Source organism: Labedella populi, assembly GCF_004078655.1.
GTDB classification, from domain to species: Bacteria; Actinomycetota; Actinomycetes; order Actinomycetales; family Microbacteriaceae; genus Labedella; species Labedella populi.
This window is the reverse complement of the sequence record NZ_RZNC01000001.1, coordinates 1,091,572-1,111,218: the sequence shown is the minus strand read 5'-3', so window position 1 is coordinate 1,111,218 and position 19,647 is coordinate 1,091,572. Positions and strand designations below refer to the sequence as shown.

Here is a 19,647-nt window from a genome sequence, read left to right as displayed (position 1 = left end):
GAATGAGCCCATGTCCACTCTCCCGCCGGATTCCCCGTCCCCGCTCGTGCTGACGGAGCGCCGCGGCCCTGTCTTCCTCATCGGCCTCAACCGCCCGGAGAAGCGCAACGCCGCGACGTTCGAGATGCTGCAGCAGCTCGCCGCCGCGTACGGGGAGCTCGACGACGATCCCGAACTGCGCGTCGGAGTCGTGTGGGCCGTGGGAGACCACTTCACCGGCGGTCTCGATCTCGCCGACATCGGGCCCCGCCTCGGCTCCGACGGCCTCGACTTCGTGCCCGACGGCGGCATCCACCCGTGGCAGGTCGAGGGACGGAGCCTCCGCAAGCCCGTCGTGCTCGCCGCTCAGGGCACGTGCTTCACCCTCGGAATCGAACTCGCCCTCGCGAGCGACATCGTCGTCGCGGCGACGGACACGCGGTTCGCCCAACTCGAGGTGTCACGCGGGATCCTCCCGTTCGGAGGAGCGACGATCCGTTTTCCCCGCGCCGCCGGGTGGGGCGATGCGATGCGCTGGATCCTCACGGGCGACACGTTCGACGCCGCCGAGGCGCACCGGATCGGCCTCGTGCAGGAGCTCACGGAACCCGGGCGCCAACTCGACCGCGCCGTCGAACTCGCGGAACGCATCGCGGCGCAGGCCCCCCTCGCCGTGCAGGCCGCTCTCGCCAACGCCCGCACGGCCGTGCGCGAAGGCGACGCCGTCGCCGAGGCCGAGCTCGGTCCGGCGCTCGCCTCCCTCGTGGCGAGTGAAGACGCCGCCATCGGCATGCGCGCCTTCGCAACCCGGACCCCGCCCGAATTCATCGGGCGCTGACATCCGGACGCCCCGGCACCAGCACCAGCAAGCACCGACACACACACCGACACACACCGACGCAAGGAGTCTCCATGACCGAGAGCACGACAGACACCTGGGACCTCATCATCATCGGGGCGGGAGCGGTCGGAGAGAACGTCGCCGACTACGCCACGAAGGGCGGCCTCCGCACCGTCATCGTCGAGGCGGAGCTCGTCGGAGGCGAATGCTCGTACTGGGCGTGCATGCCCTCGAAGGCGCTGCTGCGGCCGTCTTCCGTGCTCACGGCCGCTCGCCGGGTCGCGGGAGCGAGCGCCGCCGTCGCGGGAGACCTCGACGTCGCCGCGGTGCTCGAGCGGCGCACCGGGTTCACGAGCGCATGGGACGACTCCAGTCAGGTGTCGTGGCTCGACAGCGCCGGCATCGACCTGGTCCGCGGTCACGGCCGCCTCGCGGGAGAGCGCATCGTCGACGTGACGCAGCCCGACGGAACGGTGCGTCGCCTCACCGCCACCCACGCGGTCGCCGTCTGCACCGGTTCGACCCCCACCTTCCCGACGATCGACGGTCTCGCCGAGGCGAAGCCGTGGACGAGCCGCGAGGCGACCGCGATGACCGAGGTCCCGGAGTCGATCGCGATCGTCGGGGGCGGCGTCGTCGCCGCCGAACTCGCCACGATCTTCCGCTCGCTCGGCGCCGAGGTCACCATGATCATCCGGAGCCGGCTGCTCGGTTCGCTCGAGGACATCGCCTCCGACGCCGTGCGCACGAGTCTCGAGGAGTCGGGCGTGCGTTTCGTCTCCGGGTCACCGAGTGCCGTGACGCGCGGTGACGACGGCGGCGTCCGGATCGAGCTCGGTGACGACGCCCCCGCCATCGAGGCCCGTGAGATCCTCGTCGCGACCGGGCGTCACCCGGCGACGTCCGACCTCGGCCTCGAGACGGTCGGCGTGAACCCGACGGACCTGCGCGTCGACGACTCGATGCGCGTGGCCGGCGTGCACGACGACTGGCTGTACGCCGTCGGCGACATCACCGGCCGGGCCCTCCTCACGCACCAGGGCAAGTACCAGGCTCGCGCTGCAGGACTCGCGATCGCCGCTCGTGCCGCCGGGACGCTCTCGTCCGCTCCGTCGGCCCGTCCCGAGCCCTGGAGCGACTACGCCGCGACGGCCGACCACGAGCACGTCCCCTCCGTGGTGTTCACGGAGCCGGAGGTCGCGACGGTGGGCCTGACCTCTCGAGCGGCCGCCGACGCCGGATACCCGACCCGCATCGTCGATTACGACCTCGGGTCGGTCGCGGGCGCCGCGGTGCACGCCGACGGCTACGCGGGCACGGTGCGCGCGGTCATCGACACCGAGCGCCGCATCATCCTCGGCATGACGTTCGTGGGACAAGACGTGTCGGAGATGCTGCACGCCGCGACGATCGCCGTCGTCGCGCAGGTCCCGCTCGACCGGTTGTGGCACGCCGTTCCCGCCTACCCCACGATGAACGAGGTGTGGCTGCGCATCCTCGAGACCGAACGGTACGCGTAGATGCCACAGCTACAACCGCCTCAGCCGCCACGGCCCTCCTTCCTCCTCGATTCCCCCGTGAGCCACGCGGGGTACTGGTTCGCGACCGCCGTCGGTGCGACGTGGGGCTTCCTGCTGTCGACGGGGCCGGTCGAACGGCGGAACGGCCTCCTCGTCTTCACCGGCATGCCGAAGCGCGCGTTCGGGAGGGGCGGATCGTGCGTGGGCGGGTGCTATCTCACCGACTCGAACGTCTCGGACGCTGTGCTCGAGCACGAGGCCGTGCACAAGCGTCAATGGCGCCGCTACGGCATGCTCTTCCCCCTGCTCTACTTCGTCGCGGGGCGCAACCCGCTCCGCAATCGCTTCGAGATCGAGGCGGGGCTCGAGAAGGGCGGCTATGTGCGGAAAACGCGTCGCAGCACGCGACGAATGACGCCGCGTGAGGACGACGCGCGCGAATCGTAGTCCGTCGCTGACGGAATCGTGTGGATTACCTGCACGACACTCCCCATTCCGGGTACCCTGAGGGAGACGGCTCCGCGTGAGGGATTCCCCCCAGCCCGCGCGTTGCGAGCCCGACGTGAGCCGACGGCGGGAGCCGGCCATGCAATTCCTCGACGTCACCCTGCGCCGAAGTGCCAGCGGTGTCACCGTCGCGCCGGAAATCTCGCCCTTCGCGATCATCGGACGCCTCGCGCTCGTCCGTCGCCTCCCGCTCATCGGTCGCCTGCCGGTGTTCGTGTGCCTCGTCCTCGTCGTGCAGTTGATCGGCGGCTCGTTCGCCGACCAGGTGCGCGCCTTCACACCGATGCTGTCGACGGCCGCCTCCGTCGCCGGCGCCGTCTCGACGGGTGCCACGACCGTGAGCACCGCTGTCACCGCTGCGGCGACCACCGCGGCGGGATCGGCGCGTGAGGCCATCGCCGCCGCCTCGCACGTCGAAGCGGCGGAGCGCGACAGCGCCCTGGCGGTCCTCGACTCCGCCCGCACGACGCCCGCCGCGGCGGCCAATCCCGCGACGGTGGCGCACATTCTCGATGCCGCGCTGCCCGCTGGTGTCGTCGCCGCGTGGTGGACGGGGCTCAGCGCATCCGAGCGGGCTGACCTCACCGCGGCCGCACCGGTCCTCGTCGGCAATCTCGACGGTGTGCCCCTCGACGACCGCGTCGAGGCCAATCGCGTCACGGCGAGCCGGACGCTCGCCGCATACCCGCGGACGGGGTCCGACCTCGCGAGCGCCGAGGCTTCCTACCTCGCGAAGGTCTCCTCCGGCATCGCGTCGCTCTACGCCTTCGACGTCGGCCGCGACTCGATCGTCGAGATCGTCGGAAACCCCCACACCGCCACGCGCGCGCTCGTGTTCACACCGGGCACGACCGCGTCGCTCACCGACTTCTACACCGGCAACATCCAGTCGCTCGCCTCATGGGAGGTGGGCAACGCCCCCGCGTCACAATCGACGGTCGCCTTCGTCTCGAAGCTCGGGAGCTTCCCGGAATGGACCGTGGCCGACGGCCCCCTCGACAACCGTCGCTCGATCGAGCTCGGGGTGACCTTCCACCGCTTCAACTCGGGTCTCGACAGCACGATCGTGGGCTCACTCCCCCGCACCTCCGTCGAGCACAGCTTCGGGTCGAGCGTCGGGGGCGTCGCCGAGATGCTCGGCACGCGGTTCGACACTCGCATCGTGCTCGGCGGCGTGGGCATGGTGGCGGGGTGGCTGCCCTCGGAATCGACGCGGTACGTCGCCTACGTCGCGGGCAACGACGTCACGCGCTACATCTATGGACTCGTGAACGGCGACGCTGTGGGGTACGCGGTGTCACCGTCTGCAGCCAACAGCTTCGAGCAGAAGGACCCGGGCCTCACGGCCGATTCCTGGTATCTCCCGCTGCGGCTGCTCGCGGGCGCCGTCGGACCGGCCATCGAGGTCATCGAGGGGTTCATCAACCACAACAAGGTGGCATCGGCGTCGGGCAACACATCGGTGCTCGAGAGCATCCGCTCGGACATCGTCCTCTCCGCAGAGCCACGCGTGGCGCTCCGGAACGGCGGGGAGAAGCCGGCGCCCGCTCCTGCCGCGCACGTCGAAGCGCTCTTCCTCACCCCACGCGAGTCGAACCCGGAACTGTAGGGGCGGGCCAGAGGACCGGACCGGAGGACCGGGCGGCCCAGGACAAGCGGATCCGGCTGCCAGCCTGAGGACAAGCGGCTCAGGACACGCGGCTCAGGACGGGCGGCTCAGGACGGGCGGCTCAGGACAGGCGGTAGCTCGCGGGAGCGGTGACGCGCCGCGCGTCGACGTTGCGGGTGTGGACGAGGTGCTCGAACACCGGAGCCACACCGCGGTAGTCACCGCCCAGCCACACCTGAACCCCGCGTCCCTCGGAACCGTCGTGCTCGGGTTCGGCACTCTCGTCGCACAACATCTCGTCGGCCCACGCACGGACGGCGCGGTCGAGCGCCTCTCCGCGAGCACACACGGACCCGGTTCCCGGCGCGCCCGAGCGGGCGGAGCGCGGCAACCACGTGACCGTCATGCGTGAGGGCACCGACACGATGCCGATGTCGTCCGACGATGGCACCTCGATGAAGACGCGGCCGCTCGCACACAGCGGAAGGGTCGCGATCATCGCGTCGAGTTCCGCGATCGCGGACTCGTCGCACGCGAGGAGGAAGGGGGCGAGTCGACGGCTCTCCGCAGCGGAGGAGCGGCGGCGCGTGGACTCACGAGAGGGGGTCGACATAACATCTCCAGTATAGGCATGCCTAACCTCACCGGTACCCGCATTGCCAGGCCGCGCTCAGCGGCCCGGTCCCCACAGCGCCCGTTCCTCAGCGCCCGGCGGCGTGCGGCCCCGTCGCGTAGCGTCCCGCGATCGCGACCCGATTGAACGCGTTGATCGCGACACCGATCCAGGAGATCGCCGCGTACTCGTCGACGGAGAGGATGTCGAGGACGTCGCGGTACTCACGGTCGGTCAGGCCGCCGTCGCCGATGAGAGTGATGGCCTCGACCACTTCGAGCGCGGCGCGCTCCCGCTCGTCGTAGATACCCGCCTCACGCCAGGCCGGAAGCATCGCGAGCCGCTCCGCCGTCTCCCCCGCCGTGAGGAGCCGCTTCGTGTGCACGCGGATGCAATAGGCACAGCCGTTGAGTTGCGACGCGTGCAACTGCACGAGCTCGGCCGTCGTGGCAGGCACCCCCGCGGCTCGCGCGACCTGACCCACCTCGGTCGAGAAGGCGGCGATCTTCTCGTACACGCTCGGGACGGTTCGGGAGAGGTGGATGCGTTCGTCGGTCACTCCTCGATCATGGGGGCCGCGCTTCCCGGATTCAACGGGGCGGCCGTCACCGATCGTCACGATCCGGTCGCGATGGGATGCCGTGGTCGCGGGATGGACCAGACTGTACTGAGTACGGAAATCAAGGAGACCCCGATGAGCGACGTCGACACGACCGACGAGTTCCGCTACCTGCCGGAACAAGCCGCAGCCCTCGCCTCCGGGTCGGCGCCCGGCTCCGGGTCCCCGCACGTGCCGCAGGTTCCGCAGGTTCCGCAGCACCGGCGGGCCCTGTTCACGGATCGCGACGGCCGCACGATCGGCGCGATCGAGTGGGGCACGGGTGGCCCCGAGGTCACCTTCCTGCACGGGGCGGGGCTCAACGCCCACACGTGGGACTCGACGGTCCTCGCTCTCGGCCGCCCGGCTCTCGCGGTCGACCTCCCGGGTCACGGCCACTCCGACTGGCGCGACGACCTCGACTACCGGGCGGAGACGAACGCCGCGGCCGTGTTCTCGGTTCTCGAACACGTCGGCTCCGACTGCCAGCTCGTCGTCGGCCAGTCGCTCGGCGGCCTCACCGCCGCAGCCCTCGCGTCGAGGAACCCCGGCATCGTGTGCGGGATCGTCGTCGTCGACATCACACCGAGCGTCGACACGTCGACCGGCGCCGCTGCCGTGCGCGACTTCCTCAACGGCCCGCCGGTGTACGCGTCGCGCGACGAGATCGTCGAGCGGGCCGTCGCCTTCGGGATCGGCAGCGACAGAGAAGCGCTCGCTCGCGGCGTCTTCCTCAACACGAAAGCCGTCGAGGGCGGCTACATCTTCCGCCATCACCTCGCGAACCTGCACGGAAACGCCGCGCCGCTCTTCGACGCCGACAAGTCCGGACTCTGGGCGGCCTTCGAGCGCCTCACCGTGCCCGTACTTCTCGTGCGCGCGTCCGGCGGGTTCCTCACCGACGCTCTCGAGCAGGAATTCCTGGACCGCGTCCCCGGTTCCCGTTCGGTGACGATCGAGGGCAGGCACAACCTGCAGGAGGACGCCCCGGTCGCTCTCGCCCGAGCGATCTCCTCTGCCCTCACGAGCACCACCAGCACCACCAGCACCAGCACCAGCACCAGCACCAGCACCAGCACCAGCACCAGCACCACCGACGCCGACACCACCGGCACCACCGACACCACCACCGACTCGGGCGCTCACACCGTCTGACCCGACGCCGGGTACGCTTTTCCCGGCCCGCCGACCCGACCGGTCACGCTGGCCCATCGCCTTTCGAAAGGAACCGTCCGACATGTCCCGCTTCCGCCGGAACGCCGTCGTCGGGCTCGCGCTCGTCGCGGCCCTCGCCCTCACTTCGTGCACGTCGGATGGCGACACCGGTCCGACGGGCGACGACGACTCCACGGTGACGGTCGGCCTCGTGCTCGAGCCGACGGACCTCGACATCCGCCGCACCTCCGGCGCCGCGCTCGAGCAGGTCCTCATCGACAACGTCTACGAGGGACTCGTGTCGCGCACCGCCGACGGCGGGATCGTCGACACCCTTGCAGAGAACCACGAGATCAGCGACGACGGCCTCACCTACACCTTCACGCTCAACGACGGGGTCGTGTTCCACTCGGGCGACGAACTCACCGTCGACGACGTCGTCTCGTCGCTCACGACGGTCAAGGACGACGACTCACTCCTCGACAACGCGATCTACGCGAACGTCACTTCCATCGCCGCCGAGGGCGACGACACCGTCGTCATCACCCTGTCCGCCCCGGACTCGAACTTCCTCTGGAACCTCACGGGTCGCGGTGGACTCGTCTTCGAGGAGGACGACGACACCGACTTCTCGACGGCCACGAACGGCACCGGGCCGTACACGCTCGACCGCTGGCGCCAGGGCTCGAGCATCTCGCTCGCCCGCTTCGACGACTACTGGGGCGACGCCGCCCAGGTCTCCGAGGTCGTCTTCGAGTACATCCCCGACGCGACCGCCGGCGTGAACGCCATCGTCGCCGGAGACATCGACGTGCTCACGCCCGTCGACGCCAACCTCCGCGAGCAGGTCGAGGCCGTCGACGAGCTCACGATCACCGAGGGCCGCACGACCGACAAGTACACGCTCGCGTTCAACAACCAGCGTGCTCCCCTCGACGATGTCCGTGTGCGTGAGGCGCTGCGTCTCGCGATCGACCACGAAGCCATCATTGCCGCGATCGGCGGCGCCGGCATCGAGCAGGGCGGCCCGATCCCGGAGCTCGACCCGGGCTTCGAGGACCTCACCGACGTGCGGCCGTTCGACCCCGAGCGTGCGCGCGAACTGCTCGCCGAGGCCGGGCAGAGCGACCTCGCTCTCACCCTCACGATCCCGAACATCTATGCCACGACGGTCTCGAACCTGCTCGTGTCGCAGTTCAAGGACGTCGGCGTCACGCTCACCGTCGATTCCGTCGAATTCGGCGCCTGGCTCGAGGACGTCTACCAGAACAAGGACTACGACCTCAGCTACGTCGACCACCTCGAAGCGCGCGACTTCGGCAACTGGGCCAACCCGGAATACTATTTCGGCTATGACAACCCGGAGGTGCAGTCGCTCTTCCAGGAGTCGATCGCCGCGACCGATGAGGAGCAGGCGTCCGCCCTCCTCGCCCAGGCGGCGCGCATCGTGGCCGAGGACCACGCCGGGGATGTGCTCTACAACGCCACGGCACTCACGGCCATCGCCGACGGCATCACGGGCTTCCCGACGGACTCCCCCAACGCGCGACTCGACCTGGGTGAACTCGCAGCCGAGTAGCGACGTGATCCTCGCTGCGGCGCCGGCGACGCGGCGGAAACGCGCTCTCCGGTGATCCGATTCCTCCTCACCCGGGTGGTGCTGCTCGCGATCGGTCTGCTGATCGCGAGCGCACTCATCTTCTTCACCCTCCGGGTGCTGCCGGGCGACGTCGCGCAGATCATCGCGGGCACACAGGGCTCGCCGGAGCAGGTGGCGGCGATCCGGGAGCAGCTCGGACTCAACGTGCCCCTGCCGCTGCAGTACCTCGACTGGGTCGGCGGGATCGTGAGGGGTGACCTCGGCACGTCGCTCGTGACCGGGACCCCCGTCGTCGAGGAACTCACCGAGAAGGCGACCGTGACCGTGCCGCTCGCGCTCCTCGCCCTCGTGATCGCGCTCCTCGTGAGCGTGCCGTTCGGTGTGCTCGCGGCGCTCCGCCGCACCACCGCGACGGGCACGGCTTTCGCCGTGACCGCGCAGGCCCTCGCCGCGGTGCCCGTCGTCTGGGCGGGCATGATCCTCGTCATCGTCTTCGCCGTGTGGCTCGGCTGGTTGCCGCCGCAAGGATTCCCGCGCGACGGCTGGGAGGACCCCGGCGACGCGATCCGCTCGCTCCTGCTCCCGGCGCTCACGATCGGCGTCGTCGAGGGAGCGGTGCTGCTCCGCTTCGTGCGGTCGGCAACCCTCGAGGCCATCGGCCAGGACTACGTGCGGACGGCCGCGGCGAGCGGCCTGACCCGGCGGCGCGCGCTCCTCACCCACGGGTTGCCGAACGTCGCGCTCTCCGTCGTCTCGGTGCTCGCGCTGCAGGTCGCCGGCCTGCTCGTCGGCGCGGTCATCGTGGAGCAGCTCTTCACCCTTCCGGGCGTCGGACGATTGCTCGTCACGAACGTCGGCAACCGGGATCTCGAGATGGTGCAAGGCGCGGTTTTCGTCTTCACGGCCATCGTGCTCGTCATCGGTGCGCTCATCGACGTGCTCGCACGCGCGCTCGATCCCCGCCAGCGGGAGGCGACATGAGCACGCAGAACCCGACGCGGAACCCGACGCGGAACCCGACGCGAAGAAGACCGCGGCGCCCTCGGCCCCGGTGGTTCGCCGCATTCGTGCGGCACCCGTCGGCGCTCTACGGCAGTGTCGTGATCGTCCTCCTGCTCGCCGCCGCGGGGCTCTCGTATGTGTGGACTCCGTACGACCCGCAGCGAGCGAACCCCTACGACCAGTGGTTCGGCCCATCGTTCGAGCACCTGCTCGGGACCGACAACATCGGCCGCGACATCTTCAGCGTGCTGCTCGTCGGCGCACGTGTCACCGTCGGGGTGGCGCTCGGCAGCGCCCTCGTGGCGGCGATCGTCGGGATCGCGCTCGCGGCGCTCGGCGCCCTCACCGCGCGCTGGGTGCGTGAAGGGGTCGCGGTGCTCGTCGACGTGCTCATCGCGTTCCCGACGCTGCTCATCGCCATGATGCTCGCGTCCGCCTTCGGAGGGTCGCTCCTCGTCGTCGTGCTCGCCGTCGGATTCTCCTTCGGCGTGAACATCGGGCGCGTGTCACGGCCCGAGCTGCGCCGCGTGCGTCGGGCCGACTACGTCCTCGCCGGGCGGGCCGCGGGGCGAGGCCCCATCCGCAACCTCACGACGCACCTGCTGCCGAACGTCGCGCCGGTGTTCATCGTGCAGTTGTCGTGGGCCATGGCGGTCGCGATCCTCGCCGAGGCGGGGCTGTCGTACCTCGGGTACGGTGCGCCGTCGAACACGCCCTCGTGGGGTCGCATGCTCGCCGAGCTGCAGTCGTACATCGGCATCCACCCCTGGTCGGTGCTGTGGCCGGGTCTCGCCATCACGCTCACGGTGCTCGCGTTCAACCTCCTCGGCGACGCGATCCGCGACGTGACCGACCCGCGCCTCACCCGCGCTCCTCTGGTGACCGCATGATGCGCGAGGCTCTGCTCCTGGGCAAGCTCCTGGGCGAGCTCCTGGCCGAGCTCCCCAGCGAGGGGGCGACCGCATGAGCCTCGAGGTGAACGACCTCCGCATCACGATCGACGGTCGGGTCGTGGTGGACGGAATCAGCTTCCGGGTCGAGGACGGTGAGCGCGTCGGGCTCATCGGCGAGTCCGGCTCGGGTAAGTCGCTCACGGCCCTCGCCGTGCTCGGTCTCCTCCCCGACGGCGCCGTCGCGACGGGCAGCATCCACGTCGACGGTGACGAGGTCGTGGGCACGAGCGATCGCGATGTCGCCCGGCTGCGCGGACGTCGCGTCGGCATCGTGTTCCAGGAGCCGCGGTCGTCGTTCAACCCGATCCGCTCACTCGGCCGCCAACTCGCCGACCCCGTGCGCCGGTTCGAGGGCGTGTCGCGAGCGGAGGCAGCGGCGCGCGCCGTCGAGCTCGCGCGCCTCGTGAGACTCCCCGACCCGGAGGTGCTCGTGAAGCGCTACCCGCATCAGGTGTCCGGGGGGCAGCTCCAGCGCGCCGCGATCGGACTCGCCCTCGCGGGTCGACCGCAGCTGCTCATCGCCGATGAGCCGACGACCGCCCTCGACGTGACGATCCAGGCGGAGATCCTCGACCTCTTCGATCGCCTCGTGAGCGAACTCGGCACCGGCCTGCTGTTCATCACGCACGACCTCGCCGTGCTGCGCCGCATCGCGGACCGGGCCGTCGTGCTCCAGAACGGCTCGATCGTCGAGGACGGCTCCGTCGACGATCTCGTGCACCGGCCGCGGACGGAGCTCGTCCGCCGGCTCGTCGAGTCGGCGCGGGCGACGAGCTGGTCGGCGCCGGGTTCCCTCCCTCGTGATGGAGTTCACGGTGGAGAGGAGGAACCGCGATGAACACTCCCCTCGTGGAGCTCCGCGGCGTCGCCCGGGACTACAGGCTTCCGCGCGCCACTCTCTTCACCCGCCCCGTGGTGACGCACGCGCTCGCTCCGACGTCGCTGACGGTGGGCGCGGGTGAGGCCGTCGGTGTGATCGGCGAGTCGGGCTCGGGCAAGTCGACGCTCGTGCGGCTCCTCACCGCTCTGGATACTCCGACGGCGGGCGAGGTCCTGTTCCAGGGGCAGGTCGTCTCAGGTCGGTCGGATTCGTCGGTGCGCTGGCTGCGCCGGGAGGTGGGCGTCGTGTTCCAGGACCCGTACGCGTCGCTCGATCCGCGCATGACGGTGGGACGGATCGTCGCGGAGCCGCTCGTCGCGCTCGGGATCGACGGTGACCGCCGGAGCCGCGTGCGCGAGATGCTCGGTCTCCTGGGCCTCGGCGCGGAGTACGGCGACCGCTACCCCCACGAGCTCTCGGGCGGGCAGCGGCAGCGGGTCGCGATCGCGCGGGCGCTCGTGCACCGCCCGAAGCTGCTCGTGGGCGACGAGCCGCTCAGTGCACTCGACGTGACCGTGCGCGCGTCGATCCTCGATCTCATCGGGACCCTCAAGCAGGATCTCGGCTTCACACTCGTGCTCGTCTCGCACGACATCGGTGTCGTCGCCCGGCTCTGCGATCGCGTCGTCGTGATGACGGAGGGCGAGGTCGTCGAGGAGGGTGCGACCGCCGAAGTCCTCGCCGCCCCGCAGCACCCGTACACGCGTCGCCTGCTCGCCTCGGTGCCCACCCTCGGTTGAGCGCGCCGCCGCGAGAGACGCCGCAGAGAACGCGAGCTGCACGGACGGGCTCAGCGACGCCTCGGTCATCCCGTTCGTCGATGCTCCGACCGTGAGGGCGGGCGGAGTTCGGTGATGCTCGCGCGGCGTTTCGTCGCGACGGTCCACTCATAGTGGCCCGGTCCGCGGACGTGCGGGACACCCCGCTGCATCTGCAGCCGCCACGGCCCGGAGTCGATGCCCCGGTGGTGCCACCAGCAGAGGAGCACGCCGTTGTCGACGTGCGTCGCGCCGCCGTCGCGGTGAGGAATGACATGGTGCACTTCGCTCCATCCGGCCGGGATGGGGCAGCCGGGGATGATGCAGCCGCCGTCGCGGGCGATGATGGCGCGACGCTGCATCGGGGTGAAGCAGCGCTGGACGGAACCGAGGGAGAGGATCGCCCCGCCCGGAGTGAGCGTGACGGGCTGCACGCCTCCGGTGTCGGCGAGGTGCTCGACCGTCTCTTCCGACACGGGCGTGCGCGTCCCGTCGAGGAAGCCGGCACCGCGGCCCTCCTCGAGTACCGCCGCCGCAACGGTGATGATGACGGCAGGCGGCGCTCCCGCGAGGTGCGGCGCGTCGGCGACTCGCGCGGCGGCGTCGAGGATGGAACCGAGCACGTCGTGCCGTTTCTGTGCGCGGCTGCGGGTGTCGGCGCGGTCGGCCGCCGCTTCCCTGTCGAGCTGTTCCCGCTCCGCCTCGCTGAGGCCATCGGGATCGAGGAACTGTGGACCGGCCGCCCGGATGTGTGCATCGCAGAGCCGCCGGAGCTGCGCCGCGGTCACCGGCATGAGGGCGCCGCGGATGGTCGTGAGGCCGTCGGCGGTCACGCGGCCGAACGTGAGGGCGCGGTTCTGACGCGCGCGTTCCTCGCGCGGTCGCACGCCGTCAGGATCGATCCGGGCGACGAACAGGGCGACCTGGTCGGCGACGAGGTCGACGGCGAGTGGTGGGGCCGTGCCGTCTCCCGTCGCGAGCTCGACGAGGGACGCCTCCGCGGCGCGCAGCACCGCGTCGTCGACGCGCGGCGACACCTTGGACAACTGCGTCACGATGAGCCCGGCTGCCTCGATGCCCAGCCGGCCGTCGCGCACGGCGTCGGCGACCGACTCGAATCGGGGCGGAATCGTCTCCCCCGAGAACGAGACGGATGACGCGAGCGCGTGTCCGAGAACGATGCGCCGCTTGGCGGCGCTCTCGGAGATGCTCGCCAGTTTCGCGACGGAGTCGACGGCACTGCGGCCACCCTGTGCGACGACGAGATCCCCGTCGAGTGCGGCACGCCGGTCGAACTCCGCCGCATACGCGAGCCGGGCGCCGTCGAGCAGACGCCCGACCGCCTCGAGCTCGCCGATGCACGCCATGAGCTCGCTGTCCGACGCCCCACCGATCGAGACCTCGCCGAGAGTGGCGCGCACGTCTGCGCCCATCGCCACGAGTGTCTGCCGGAAGTTGGTCATAGGAACAGTGAACACCACACCACCGACATTCGTTCCTGCGATCGGATCGAGACAAATACCCGATCCGAGTCCGGTTCTGTTCCGGACGGTGTTCTCCTCGAGATACCGTCGATCGGAGTTATCGCCGCCTTCTCCCGCGCAGCCAGACGATCAGTGCGAGAAGCAGAAGCACGGCGTTGACCGCAAGCCACACCGCAGCCACGAACAGCCACCGGACCTCCCCGTACACGAGGAACGAGACCAATGCGATGAGCGCGGCGAAGACGATCTCGCCCACGATCTCGAACGCGACGCTCGCGAGCAGGAGCGGCACCGCCCGCAGTCCGCGACGAGACCGGCCATCGTCGCGGGCCGCCCGGCGGTCCCGCCGCAGCGGTCCGCGCGATCCCTCGGTTCCGGGCGTCATGTCGTCACTCACTCGCGCCCTCCCCTCGGTTCTCGGCCACTGCCAGCAGGGCCCACTCGTCACGCCGCGGTGCGGCGCCGAGGCAAAGCCCTCGCCCGCTGCCGTGAATCGGGAGCCGCTATCCCGGTCGCGTAGGCCCGTCGGTGTTCTCAGTATCCCCCGGCTGCTCGAGCAGCGGCGACGTGGAGACGTCGGCGAGCTGCTCGACCACGGCGCTCGCGATCGTCTGCGCGTCGGCGTCGCGGGAGCCCTCGTCGCCGGGGAGGACCCCGTTCAGCCACTCGACGAGCTCCTGCTGCGACAGCCCGGCCTGGACACGGTCGGCGAGGCCGCCCGCGATCTCGCGGTACTCGTCGCTCGAGCGGCCCGCCCCATCCGGGTCGACGGCGGTGATGGTCTCGGCGGCGATGTCGGCGAGCGCGTCGCGGTCGATCATGTGAGCTCCCTCGAGTCGTCGGTCGTGTCATCCGAGCTTCGCAGAATCGTCGCGCCCGCGTCCGGGGTTGACCGGTAGCGCTCAAGCGCTGGTTCGACGGCCTCGCGCATCGCGACCGCGTCGGTGCGCCAGAACGACAGACCCCAATCCTCAGAGAACTCCGCGAAGAGCCAGTAGACAGGTCGGCGCTCCTCATCGATCACGTGTGAAGAGTGTCCGTCTTTTCTCATCGAGGAGGGCATCGAGCTTGATCAGGGGGTCAATGGTCTTCCCATCGGCGCCAATGAATGGCGGCTCCCACGGGCGAAACGCCGTGTATTCAGGTAGGTCCCCCCAGGCGAAAGCCACGAGGTCAACCTCTTCCCAGGGCTTGGTCAGTCGCGACCAAATGGACCGCAGTGCCGCGACAGTTGCAAATTGCGCTCGATCACGGCGCCGTCACCGTCCAACACCAGGTCGGGACTGTCGGAGGCGCCACTGAAACCGAAGCGGGTCACAACGTCCGGCGTGTTCGCCTTCGACACCCGACGCTCCACGATCCGATCCGACGCATCACGCGTGTACCGGATGCTCGTCCCGTCAGCGAGGTTCGTCTCGACGTGACGATCCGCCACGTCATAGACGAGTGACTGATCCGCGAGGGTCACCGTGTTGCCGTGCGCGTCGTACCCGATCGAGGCGAGAGATGAGCTCACAGCCGTCGCGCCTGCGGGAGCGCCCGTCACCGTCGTCGAGGTCAACCGGTCCGCATTGTCGTAGCAGTACGTCGTCGACACACCGTTCACCACCGAAGAGGTCCGGTTACCGTTCGCCCCCGCCGTCGGCGCCGCACCGCAACCACCCGTCTTCGCGAACGAGTACGACGCATCCACGACACCACCGGTCGCGGTCAGGAGCCGACCCGCACCGTCGTACGTGTACGCCGTCGTCTCGGAAACGCTGCCATCCGTAATCGTGTTCGCCACGATCCGACCCGACTGCGACCGCACCACCGCATCCCGCACAGCCGCCTGCCCGTTCGGGAACGCCCACGTCACACCCGTCGACGCACCCGACTCGTTCCGCGTCACATTCGTGAGCGACACCCCGTTCCCGGCGTCATCCGCCCCACCCGGGAAGACCACACCGGTCACCTCGCCCGCCGTGTACGAGGGGTCAGCGATCGGCTTCCCATCGAGAAGAACCCTCCCGGTCTTCCCGTCTGCGTCGTACTCGAACGACTGCGTCCGTGAACCGCCATTGGGTGCGGTGGTCGATGTCTCGGTGATGCGACCGAGCCGGTCGTAGACCGGGTCGAGGCGAGGCCACGTCCGATCGTGCGGTCAACCATTGCTGGGGCACAGAAACCACACGGTAGGGGCACATCCAAGAGGGCGTCTGTGCCCCGTTCCGGTAGAAAAGCCGTCACCCGCCCAGATGTGATGCCCCCCGTGTTGGGGATGGCGCCGCTACCGCCGCGCCTCTGCTGCGCGCGCGCAGGCGATGCAGAGCTCGGCCGTCGGGCGGGCGGCGAGGCGCTCGTCCCCAATAGGACGACCGCAGCGCGCGCAGATTCCGTAGGTGCCGGCGGCGACGCGTTCGAGGGCCCGATCGAGTTCCGCGAGCTCCTGCGCAAGTCCCACGCGCAGGCCCTCCGCTTGGGACCACTGCGCGGAGAGCGTCTCGCCTTCGGGATCGTGCTCGTCGTCGTCCGACCCGCTCGCACGCGTCGACCGGATGTCCGCGAGCCGCGCGTCGGCGACCCCGGCGTCACGGAGGAGCTGCGTCCGACGCGCTTCGAGTGCCTCGACGGGCGACGGATCACCCGACGTTCCGGTCATGACACCGACGGGCGCCGGTACTGCCAGTGCAGACGCCGCTCCAACTGCGCACCGATCGAGAGGAGCACGTCCTCGCCGCCTGGTCGTCCGATGAGCTGCACGCCCATCGGCAGGCCCTCCTGTGTCTCGTACACGGGCAGGGTGATCGCGGGAAGGCCCGCGGCGTTCACGAACGACGTGAAGGGTGAGTACTGCACCTGCTGCGTGAAGTTGCGGTCGGGGTCGGCGACGTCGTGCCAGCCGATACGACGCGGCGTGAGCGCGAGGGTCGGCGTGATGACGGCGTCGAAACGGTCGAACTGTTCGATGACGCGACGCTCGAACGTCGCGAGCAGTGACAGCGTCTCGGCGAGGGTGCGAGCGGAGATGCGGCGACCGCGGGCGACGAGCTCTTGCGTGACGGGTTCGAGCAGGCCGATCGTGTCACCATCGACGGGGAGCATCGCGGCGGAGACCTGCCAGATCGTGCGGAAGGCCGCCGGGTAGACGTTGCCGTGGTCGAGCGTCACGTCCTCGACGGCGTGGCCGATCGCCGTGAACTGGGCGAGTGCGGCATCGACCGCGGCGCGAGCCTCCGGCGAGACGCTGATCTCCGTGTCGTCGTCCCACGGACTGTTCGTGAGGAGGCCGAGGGTGAAGCGGCCCTCGCCGCGGTTCGCGACGCCGAGGTAATCGCCGTCGTCGAAGCCGGGGGCCCCGACGCTGAACGGGTGCTGCAATCGGCCGTTCCGTCGGTCGAGCATCGCGTCGAAGAGGAGCGCGACGTCCGTGACGGTGCGCGCGATCGGTCCCTTCACCGCGAGACCCGCGAGGCCGTCGAGAGCGGATCCCGACGGCACGCGACCGCGCGACGGCTTCAGTCCCACGAGACCGCATGCCGCCGCCGGGATGCGGATGGAGCCACCGCCGTCGCTCGCCGGCGCGAACGGGAGCACGCGCGCGGCGACGGCCGCCGCTGCTCCCCCGCTCGACCCGCCGGCTCCGAGGGACGGGTCCCACGGATTGCGGGCGGGCGGACGGCCGAAGGGTTCCGTGTAGCCGTAGAGACCGAACTCGGGGGTCGCCGTCTTGCCGATGCTGACGGCGCCGGCGCGGTCGAGGACGTCGACGATCGCGTCGGAGCGTTCGGAGATCGTCCCGGGGAAGGCGCGCGAGCCCCACGCGATGGGCGTTCCGGCACGAGCGGTGAGGTCCTTGTCCGCGAGGGGCAGGCCCCACAGGATGGCGGTGCGCGGCTGGTGGTCCTGAACGTGGCGCGCGCGGGCCAGGGCCGCGTCGGGAGTGAGGGCCGCGAACGCGCCGAGTTCGCGATTCGCGAGTTCCGCGCGTTCGACGACGAACTGCGTCAGCTCGACGGGCGAGATGTGGCCGCGCTGCAGGTGCGTCCACAGTTCGAGTGCGGTGAAGCGCTCCCACTCGGTCTCGGTCATGGGTTCCAGCCTATTGCGGTGGACGGCCGCTCCTCCCGGGCTACTTCAGGGAGAGTTGGAGGAGAACGGTGCCGAGCCAGCGGTCGAACTTGAAGCCCACGCGACCCATTCGGCCGATCTCTGTGAAACCGAACTTCTCGTGCAGGGCGAGCGACGCCTCGGCGCCCTTGTCGCTGATGACGGCGAGGATCTCCTTGAGGCCGGCGGCCTTCGACCGCTCGATGAGCTCGCCGAGGAGCGCGCGCCCGAGCCCCTTCCCCGTCGCGGCGGCACCGAGGTAGATGCTGTTCTCGACGGTGAAACGGTAGGCCCGCTTCTCCTTCCACGGCTGGACGAGCGCGTAGCCGAGCACCTGACCGGAGGGCGACACGGCGACGATGAACGGCATGCCCTGCTTCTGCAGGTGCGCGAACTTCGACTTCCACTTCGCGAGGCTCATGCGGTCCTCGTCGAAGGTGACCGAGCTGTTCGTCACGTAGTAGTTGTAGATCTCGCGGATGTACGGCAGATCGCCGGGCTCGGCGTCGCGGATGCTGAACTCGAACGTCGGCTCCGGCGCGGGCATCTTCCGCAGATGCGGCGGCAGCTTCCGCGGCTGCAGGTATTCCTCTTCCAGCACGGGGACAAGCCTAATGCCCGACCGACGACGGGTGCCCCGACGACGGGTGCAGGCACCAGTTGACGGGCTCGGCGCCCGCGGCCACGAGGCGCTCGTTGACGCGGGAGAACGGCTTCGATCCGAAGAAGCCGCGCGACGCGGACAGCGGACTCGGGTGTGCGGACGCCACGATCGGCGTCGACCCGAGCAGCGGGGTGAGGCTCTGCGCGTCCTTCCCCCACAGGATCGCGACGAGCGGGGCGTCCCGCGCGACGAGCGTCCGGATCGCGTGATCCGTCACCGCCTCCCAGCCCTTGCCACGGTGCGAGGCGGGTTCGCCCGGTCGCACGGTGAGGACCCGGTTGAGCAGCATGACGCCGTGCTCGGCCCACGGCGTGAGGTCGCCGGTCGGCGCGGGCGCGATGCCGAGGTCGTCGTGCAGCTCGCGGTAGATGTTCGAGAGGCTGCGCGGCAACGGCCGCACGTGCGCGTCGACCGCGAACGAGAGACCGATGGGGTGCCCGGTCGTCGGGTACGGGTCCTGGCCCACGATGAGCACCTTCACGCGCGACAGCGGATACGAGAACGCCCGCAGCACGTGTTCACCGGCGGGAAGAGTCGCGTGACCGGCGGCATGCTCGGTGCGGAGGAACTCGCCCATCGCCGAGATCCGCTCGGCGACCGGCCCGAGCGCGTCGGCCCACTCGGGGTCGATCAGACCGGCGGCGGCGAGTTGCGCGAGCGAACGCCCTCCCGTCACGACGCCGCGACGGTCGAGACCCGCACCCCGGCGTCGTCCGTCGTGACCTGCCAGACGCTGCCCGTACCGACGACGGTGAGCCCCGACTCGGACACGACGAGCGCGGTGTTCTCGTCGATCGCGACCCCGCCGGACACGAGGCCGGCCTCCGTCGCAGCCACGAGTCGGCCGAGCGTGCCCCACTGGGCGGCGTGCACGTCCACGGCGATGTCGATGAGGCCGATCCCCGACTGCACGGTGACCTCGTCGAGGTCCTCGCTCGTCTCCTCCGGGCTCACGGCGACGCCGCCGATCTTCCAGCCACCGACGACGGCCTGCTCCGCGGCGAGCGCCGCCCCGGCCGAGAAGCCGAGGTACGGCATGCCGCTCGCGACGAGGCGGCGCAACTCTCCCACGAGTGGTTCGAGCGCCGTCGCATAGGCGGGGGTGAGCCCACCCCCGATGTAGACGGCGTCGAGGTCGGCGAGATCGGAGAGCTCGTAGCGGCCGCCCTCGACACGCAAGCGCACGACGACGTCGCACGGCCCCGCGAGGGCGAGCTCGCTCTCCACGCGCGCCGCGTACTCGAGACCGTCGTCCTCCGTCACGAGGAAGACACCGATGCGCGGCACCGTCGCGACCTCGGCGCGCTCGGCGGCCTCCGCGACGAACGCGGAGAGGATCGTCGTGTCGTGCGCGAAGCGCTGCCCGCCGCCCACCAGGTGGATGCTCATGCCGTG

At 70.3% G+C, this 19,647-nt stretch carries 22 protein-coding genes; 10 read left to right on the top strand and 12 right to left on the bottom strand.

Annotated elements, in window-relative coordinates; genetic code table 11:
* The first annotated feature begins 10 nt into the window (after positions 1-10).
* The 4 genes from ELQ92_RS05280 to ELQ92_RS05265 all read left to right on the top strand — a co-directional run bounded on the left by ELQ92_RS05280 (position 11) and on the right by ELQ92_RS05265 (position 4,456).
* On the top strand, positions 11-817 hold the full coding sequence (locus ELQ92_RS05280) for a crotonase/enoyl-CoA hydratase family protein (RefSeq protein ID WP_128497880.1): 807 nt from the start codon (positions 11-13) through the stop codon (positions 815-817).
* Between the two features lie 74 nt (positions 818-891).
* On the top strand, positions 892-2,340 hold the full coding sequence (locus tag ELQ92_RS05275) for a dihydrolipoyl dehydrogenase family protein (RefSeq protein WP_128497879.1): 1,449 nt from the start codon (positions 892-894) through the stop codon (positions 2,338-2,340).
* A complete protein-coding gene (locus tag ELQ92_RS05270; protein ID WP_128497878.1) occupies positions 2,341-2,787 on the top strand; it encodes a Fe-S oxidoreductase in 447 nt (148 codons plus the stop codon).
* Between the two features lie 139 nt (positions 2,788-2,926).
* Positions 2,927-4,456: a hypothetical protein gene (locus ELQ92_RS05265; protein WP_128497877.1), complete on the top strand. Its 1,530-nt coding sequence runs from the start codon at positions 2,927-2,929 to the stop codon at positions 4,454-4,456.
* 121 nt (positions 4,457-4,577) lie between these two features.
* On the opposite strand, the gene ELQ92_RS05260 is transcribed toward ELQ92_RS05265, so the two are convergent.
* Both ELQ92_RS05260 and ELQ92_RS05255 read right to left on the bottom strand, forming a co-directional pair.
* Positions 4,578-5,069: an SIP domain-containing protein gene (locus tag ELQ92_RS05260; protein ID WP_128497876.1), complete on the bottom strand. Its 492-nt coding sequence runs from the start codon at positions 5,067-5,069 to the stop codon at positions 4,578-4,580.
* Positions 5,070-5,157: 88 nt separating this feature from the next.
* Positions 5,158-5,628: a carboxymuconolactone decarboxylase family protein gene (locus tag ELQ92_RS05255; RefSeq protein WP_128497875.1), complete on the bottom strand. Its 471-nt coding sequence runs from the start codon at positions 5,626-5,628 to the stop codon at positions 5,158-5,160.
* Positions 5,629-5,763: 135 nt separating this feature from the next.
* Here ELQ92_RS05255 and ELQ92_RS05250 point away from each other — a divergent pair, with 135 nt between their 5' ends.
* The 6 genes from ELQ92_RS05250 (at position 5,764) to ELQ92_RS05225 (ending at position 11,997) form a co-directional block, all read left to right on the top strand.
* The gene (locus ELQ92_RS05250) at positions 5,764-6,822 is read left to right on the top strand and encodes an alpha/beta fold hydrolase (RefSeq protein WP_128497874.1); all 1,059 of its coding nucleotides are present in this window, start codon (positions 5,764-5,766) and stop codon (positions 6,820-6,822) included.
* Between the two features lie 82 nt (positions 6,823-6,904).
* Positions 6,905-8,401, top strand: coding sequence for an ABC transporter substrate-binding protein (locus ELQ92_RS05245; RefSeq protein WP_128497873.1), 1,497 nt, complete (start codon positions 6,905-6,907; stop codon positions 8,399-8,401).
* Between the two features lie 51 nt (positions 8,402-8,452).
* Positions 8,453-9,403 (top strand): ABC transporter permease, encoded by a 951-nt coding sequence (locus ELQ92_RS05240; RefSeq protein ID WP_128497872.1) that lies wholly within the window; start codon positions 8,453-8,455, stop codon positions 9,401-9,403.
* Positions 9,400-10,314 (top strand): ABC transporter permease, encoded by a 915-nt coding sequence (locus ELQ92_RS05235; RefSeq protein WP_128497871.1) that lies wholly within the window; start codon positions 9,400-9,402, stop codon positions 10,312-10,314. Before ELQ92_RS05240 ends, ELQ92_RS05235 begins: the two co-directional genes overlap by 4 nt.
* A 73-nt stretch (positions 10,315-10,387) precedes the next feature.
* A complete protein-coding gene (locus tag ELQ92_RS05230; RefSeq protein ID WP_128497870.1) occupies positions 10,388-11,215 on the top strand; it encodes an ABC transporter ATP-binding protein in 828 nt (275 codons plus the stop codon).
* On the top strand, positions 11,212-11,997 hold the full coding sequence (locus tag ELQ92_RS05225; RefSeq protein ID WP_128497869.1) for an ABC transporter ATP-binding protein: 786 nt from the start codon (positions 11,212-11,214) through the stop codon (positions 11,995-11,997). Before ELQ92_RS05230 ends, ELQ92_RS05225 begins: the two co-directional genes overlap by 4 nt.
* A gap of 65 nt (positions 11,998-12,062) precedes the next feature.
* On the opposite strand, the gene ELQ92_RS05220 is transcribed toward ELQ92_RS05225, so the two are convergent.
* The 10 genes from ELQ92_RS05220 to ELQ92_RS05175 all read right to left on the bottom strand — a co-directional run bounded on the left by ELQ92_RS05220 (position 12,063) and on the right by ELQ92_RS05175 (position 19,641).
* Complete coding sequence (locus tag ELQ92_RS05220) at positions 12,063-13,478, bottom strand: HNH endonuclease signature motif containing protein (RefSeq protein ID WP_128497868.1); 1,416 nt, start codon at positions 13,476-13,478, stop codon at positions 12,063-12,065.
* Positions 13,479-13,596: 118 nt separating this feature from the next.
* Positions 13,597-13,884 (bottom strand): hypothetical protein, encoded by a 288-nt coding sequence (locus tag ELQ92_RS05215; RefSeq protein WP_166426712.1) that lies wholly within the window; start codon positions 13,882-13,884, stop codon positions 13,597-13,599.
* Positions 13,885-14,002: 118 nt separating this feature from the next.
* Positions 14,003-14,320, bottom strand: a complete 318-nt coding sequence (locus tag ELQ92_RS05210; protein ID WP_128497866.1) for a hypothetical protein — start codon at positions 14,318-14,320, stop codon at positions 14,003-14,005.
* Positions 14,317-14,523, bottom strand: coding sequence for a hypothetical protein (locus ELQ92_RS05205; RefSeq protein ID WP_128497865.1), 207 nt, complete (start codon positions 14,521-14,523; stop codon positions 14,317-14,319). The genes ELQ92_RS05210 and ELQ92_RS05205 overlap by 4 nt, the downstream gene beginning before the upstream one ends.
* 171 nt (positions 14,524-14,694) lie before the next feature.
* Complete coding sequence (locus ELQ92_RS05200; RefSeq protein ID WP_166426711.1) at positions 14,695-15,453, bottom strand: hypothetical protein; 759 nt, start codon at positions 15,451-15,453, stop codon at positions 14,695-14,697.
* 315 nt (positions 15,454-15,768) lie between these two features.
* A complete protein-coding gene (locus tag ELQ92_RS05195) occupies positions 15,769-16,140 on the bottom strand; it encodes a TraR/DksA family transcriptional regulator (protein ID WP_128497863.1) in 372 nt (123 codons plus the stop codon).
* Complete coding sequence (locus tag ELQ92_RS05190; protein WP_128497862.1) at positions 16,137-17,570, bottom strand: amidase; 1,434 nt, start codon at positions 17,568-17,570, stop codon at positions 16,137-16,139. The genes ELQ92_RS05195 and ELQ92_RS05190 overlap by 4 nt, the downstream gene beginning before the upstream one ends.
* A gap of 40 nt (positions 17,571-17,610) precedes the next feature.
* Positions 17,611-18,189 (bottom strand): GNAT family N-acetyltransferase, encoded by a 579-nt coding sequence (locus ELQ92_RS05185; RefSeq protein ID WP_208004222.1) that lies wholly within the window; start codon positions 18,187-18,189, stop codon positions 17,611-17,613.
* Positions 18,190-18,199: 10 nt separating this feature from the next.
* On the bottom strand, positions 18,200-18,928 hold the full coding sequence (locus ELQ92_RS05180; RefSeq protein WP_128497861.1) for a uracil-DNA glycosylase: 729 nt from the start codon (positions 18,926-18,928) through the stop codon (positions 18,200-18,202).
* On the bottom strand, positions 18,925-19,641 hold the full coding sequence (locus ELQ92_RS05175; RefSeq protein WP_128497860.1) for a Type 1 glutamine amidotransferase-like domain-containing protein: 717 nt from the start codon (positions 19,639-19,641) through the stop codon (positions 18,925-18,927). Before ELQ92_RS05175 ends, ELQ92_RS05180 begins: the two co-directional genes overlap by 4 nt.
* Positions 19,642-19,647: the final 6 nt, after the last annotated feature.

What these genes read in the sequence shown, in the direction of transcription:
- ELQ92_RS05280 (WP_128497880.1), top strand. Translation starts at nt 11, where the DNA reads ATGTCCACTCTCCCGCCGGATTCCCCGTCCCCGCTCGTGCTGACGGAG.
- ELQ92_RS05275 (WP_128497879.1), top strand. Translation starts at nt 892, where the DNA reads ATGACCGAGAGCACGACAGACACCTGGGACCTCATCATCATCGGGGCG.
- ELQ92_RS05270 (WP_128497878.1), top strand. Translation starts at nt 2,341, where the DNA reads ATGCCACAGCTACAACCGCCTCAGCCGCCACGGCCCTCCTTCCTCCTC.
- ELQ92_RS05265 (WP_128497877.1), top strand. Translation starts at nt 2,927, where the DNA reads ATGCAATTCCTCGACGTCACCCTGCGCCGAAGTGCCAGCGGTGTCACC.
- ELQ92_RS05260 (WP_128497876.1), bottom strand. Translation starts at nt 5,069, where the DNA reads ATGTCGACCCCCTCTCGTGAGTCCACGCGCCGCCGCTCCTCCGCTGCG.
- ELQ92_RS05250 (WP_128497874.1), top strand. Translation starts at nt 5,764, where the DNA reads ATGAGCGACGTCGACACGACCGACGAGTTCCGCTACCTGCCGGAACAA.
- ELQ92_RS05245 (WP_128497873.1), top strand. Translation starts at nt 6,905, where the DNA reads ATGTCCCGCTTCCGCCGGAACGCCGTCGTCGGGCTCGCGCTCGTCGCG.
- ELQ92_RS05235 (WP_128497871.1), top strand. Translation starts at nt 9,400, where the DNA reads ATGAGCACGCAGAACCCGACGCGGAACCCGACGCGGAACCCGACGCGA.
- ELQ92_RS05230 (WP_128497870.1), top strand. Translation starts at nt 10,388, where the DNA reads ATGAGCCTCGAGGTGAACGACCTCCGCATCACGATCGACGGTCGGGTC.
- ELQ92_RS05225 (WP_128497869.1), top strand. Translation starts at nt 11,212, where the DNA reads ATGAACACTCCCCTCGTGGAGCTCCGCGGCGTCGCCCGGGACTACAGG.
- ELQ92_RS05220 (WP_128497868.1), bottom strand. Translation starts at nt 13,478, where the DNA reads ATGACCAACTTCCGGCAGACACTCGTGGCGATGGGCGCAGACGTGCGC.
- ELQ92_RS05215 (WP_166426712.1), bottom strand. Translation starts at nt 13,884, where the DNA reads ATGACGCCCGGAACCGAGGGATCGCGCGGACCGCTGCGGCGGGACCGC.
- ELQ92_RS05210 (WP_128497866.1), bottom strand. Translation starts at nt 14,320, where the DNA reads ATGATCGACCGCGACGCGCTCGCCGACATCGCCGCCGAGACCATCACC.
- ELQ92_RS05195 (WP_128497863.1), bottom strand. Translation starts at nt 16,140, where the DNA reads ATGACCGGAACGTCGGGTGATCCGTCGCCCGTCGAGGCACTCGAAGCG.
- ELQ92_RS05190 (WP_128497862.1), bottom strand. Translation starts at nt 17,570, where the DNA reads ATGACCGAGACCGAGTGGGAGCGCTTCACCGCACTCGAACTGTGGACG.
- ELQ92_RS05175 (WP_128497860.1), bottom strand. Translation starts at nt 19,641, where the DNA reads ATGAGCATCCACCTGGTGGGCGGCGGGCAGCGCTTCGCGCACGACACG.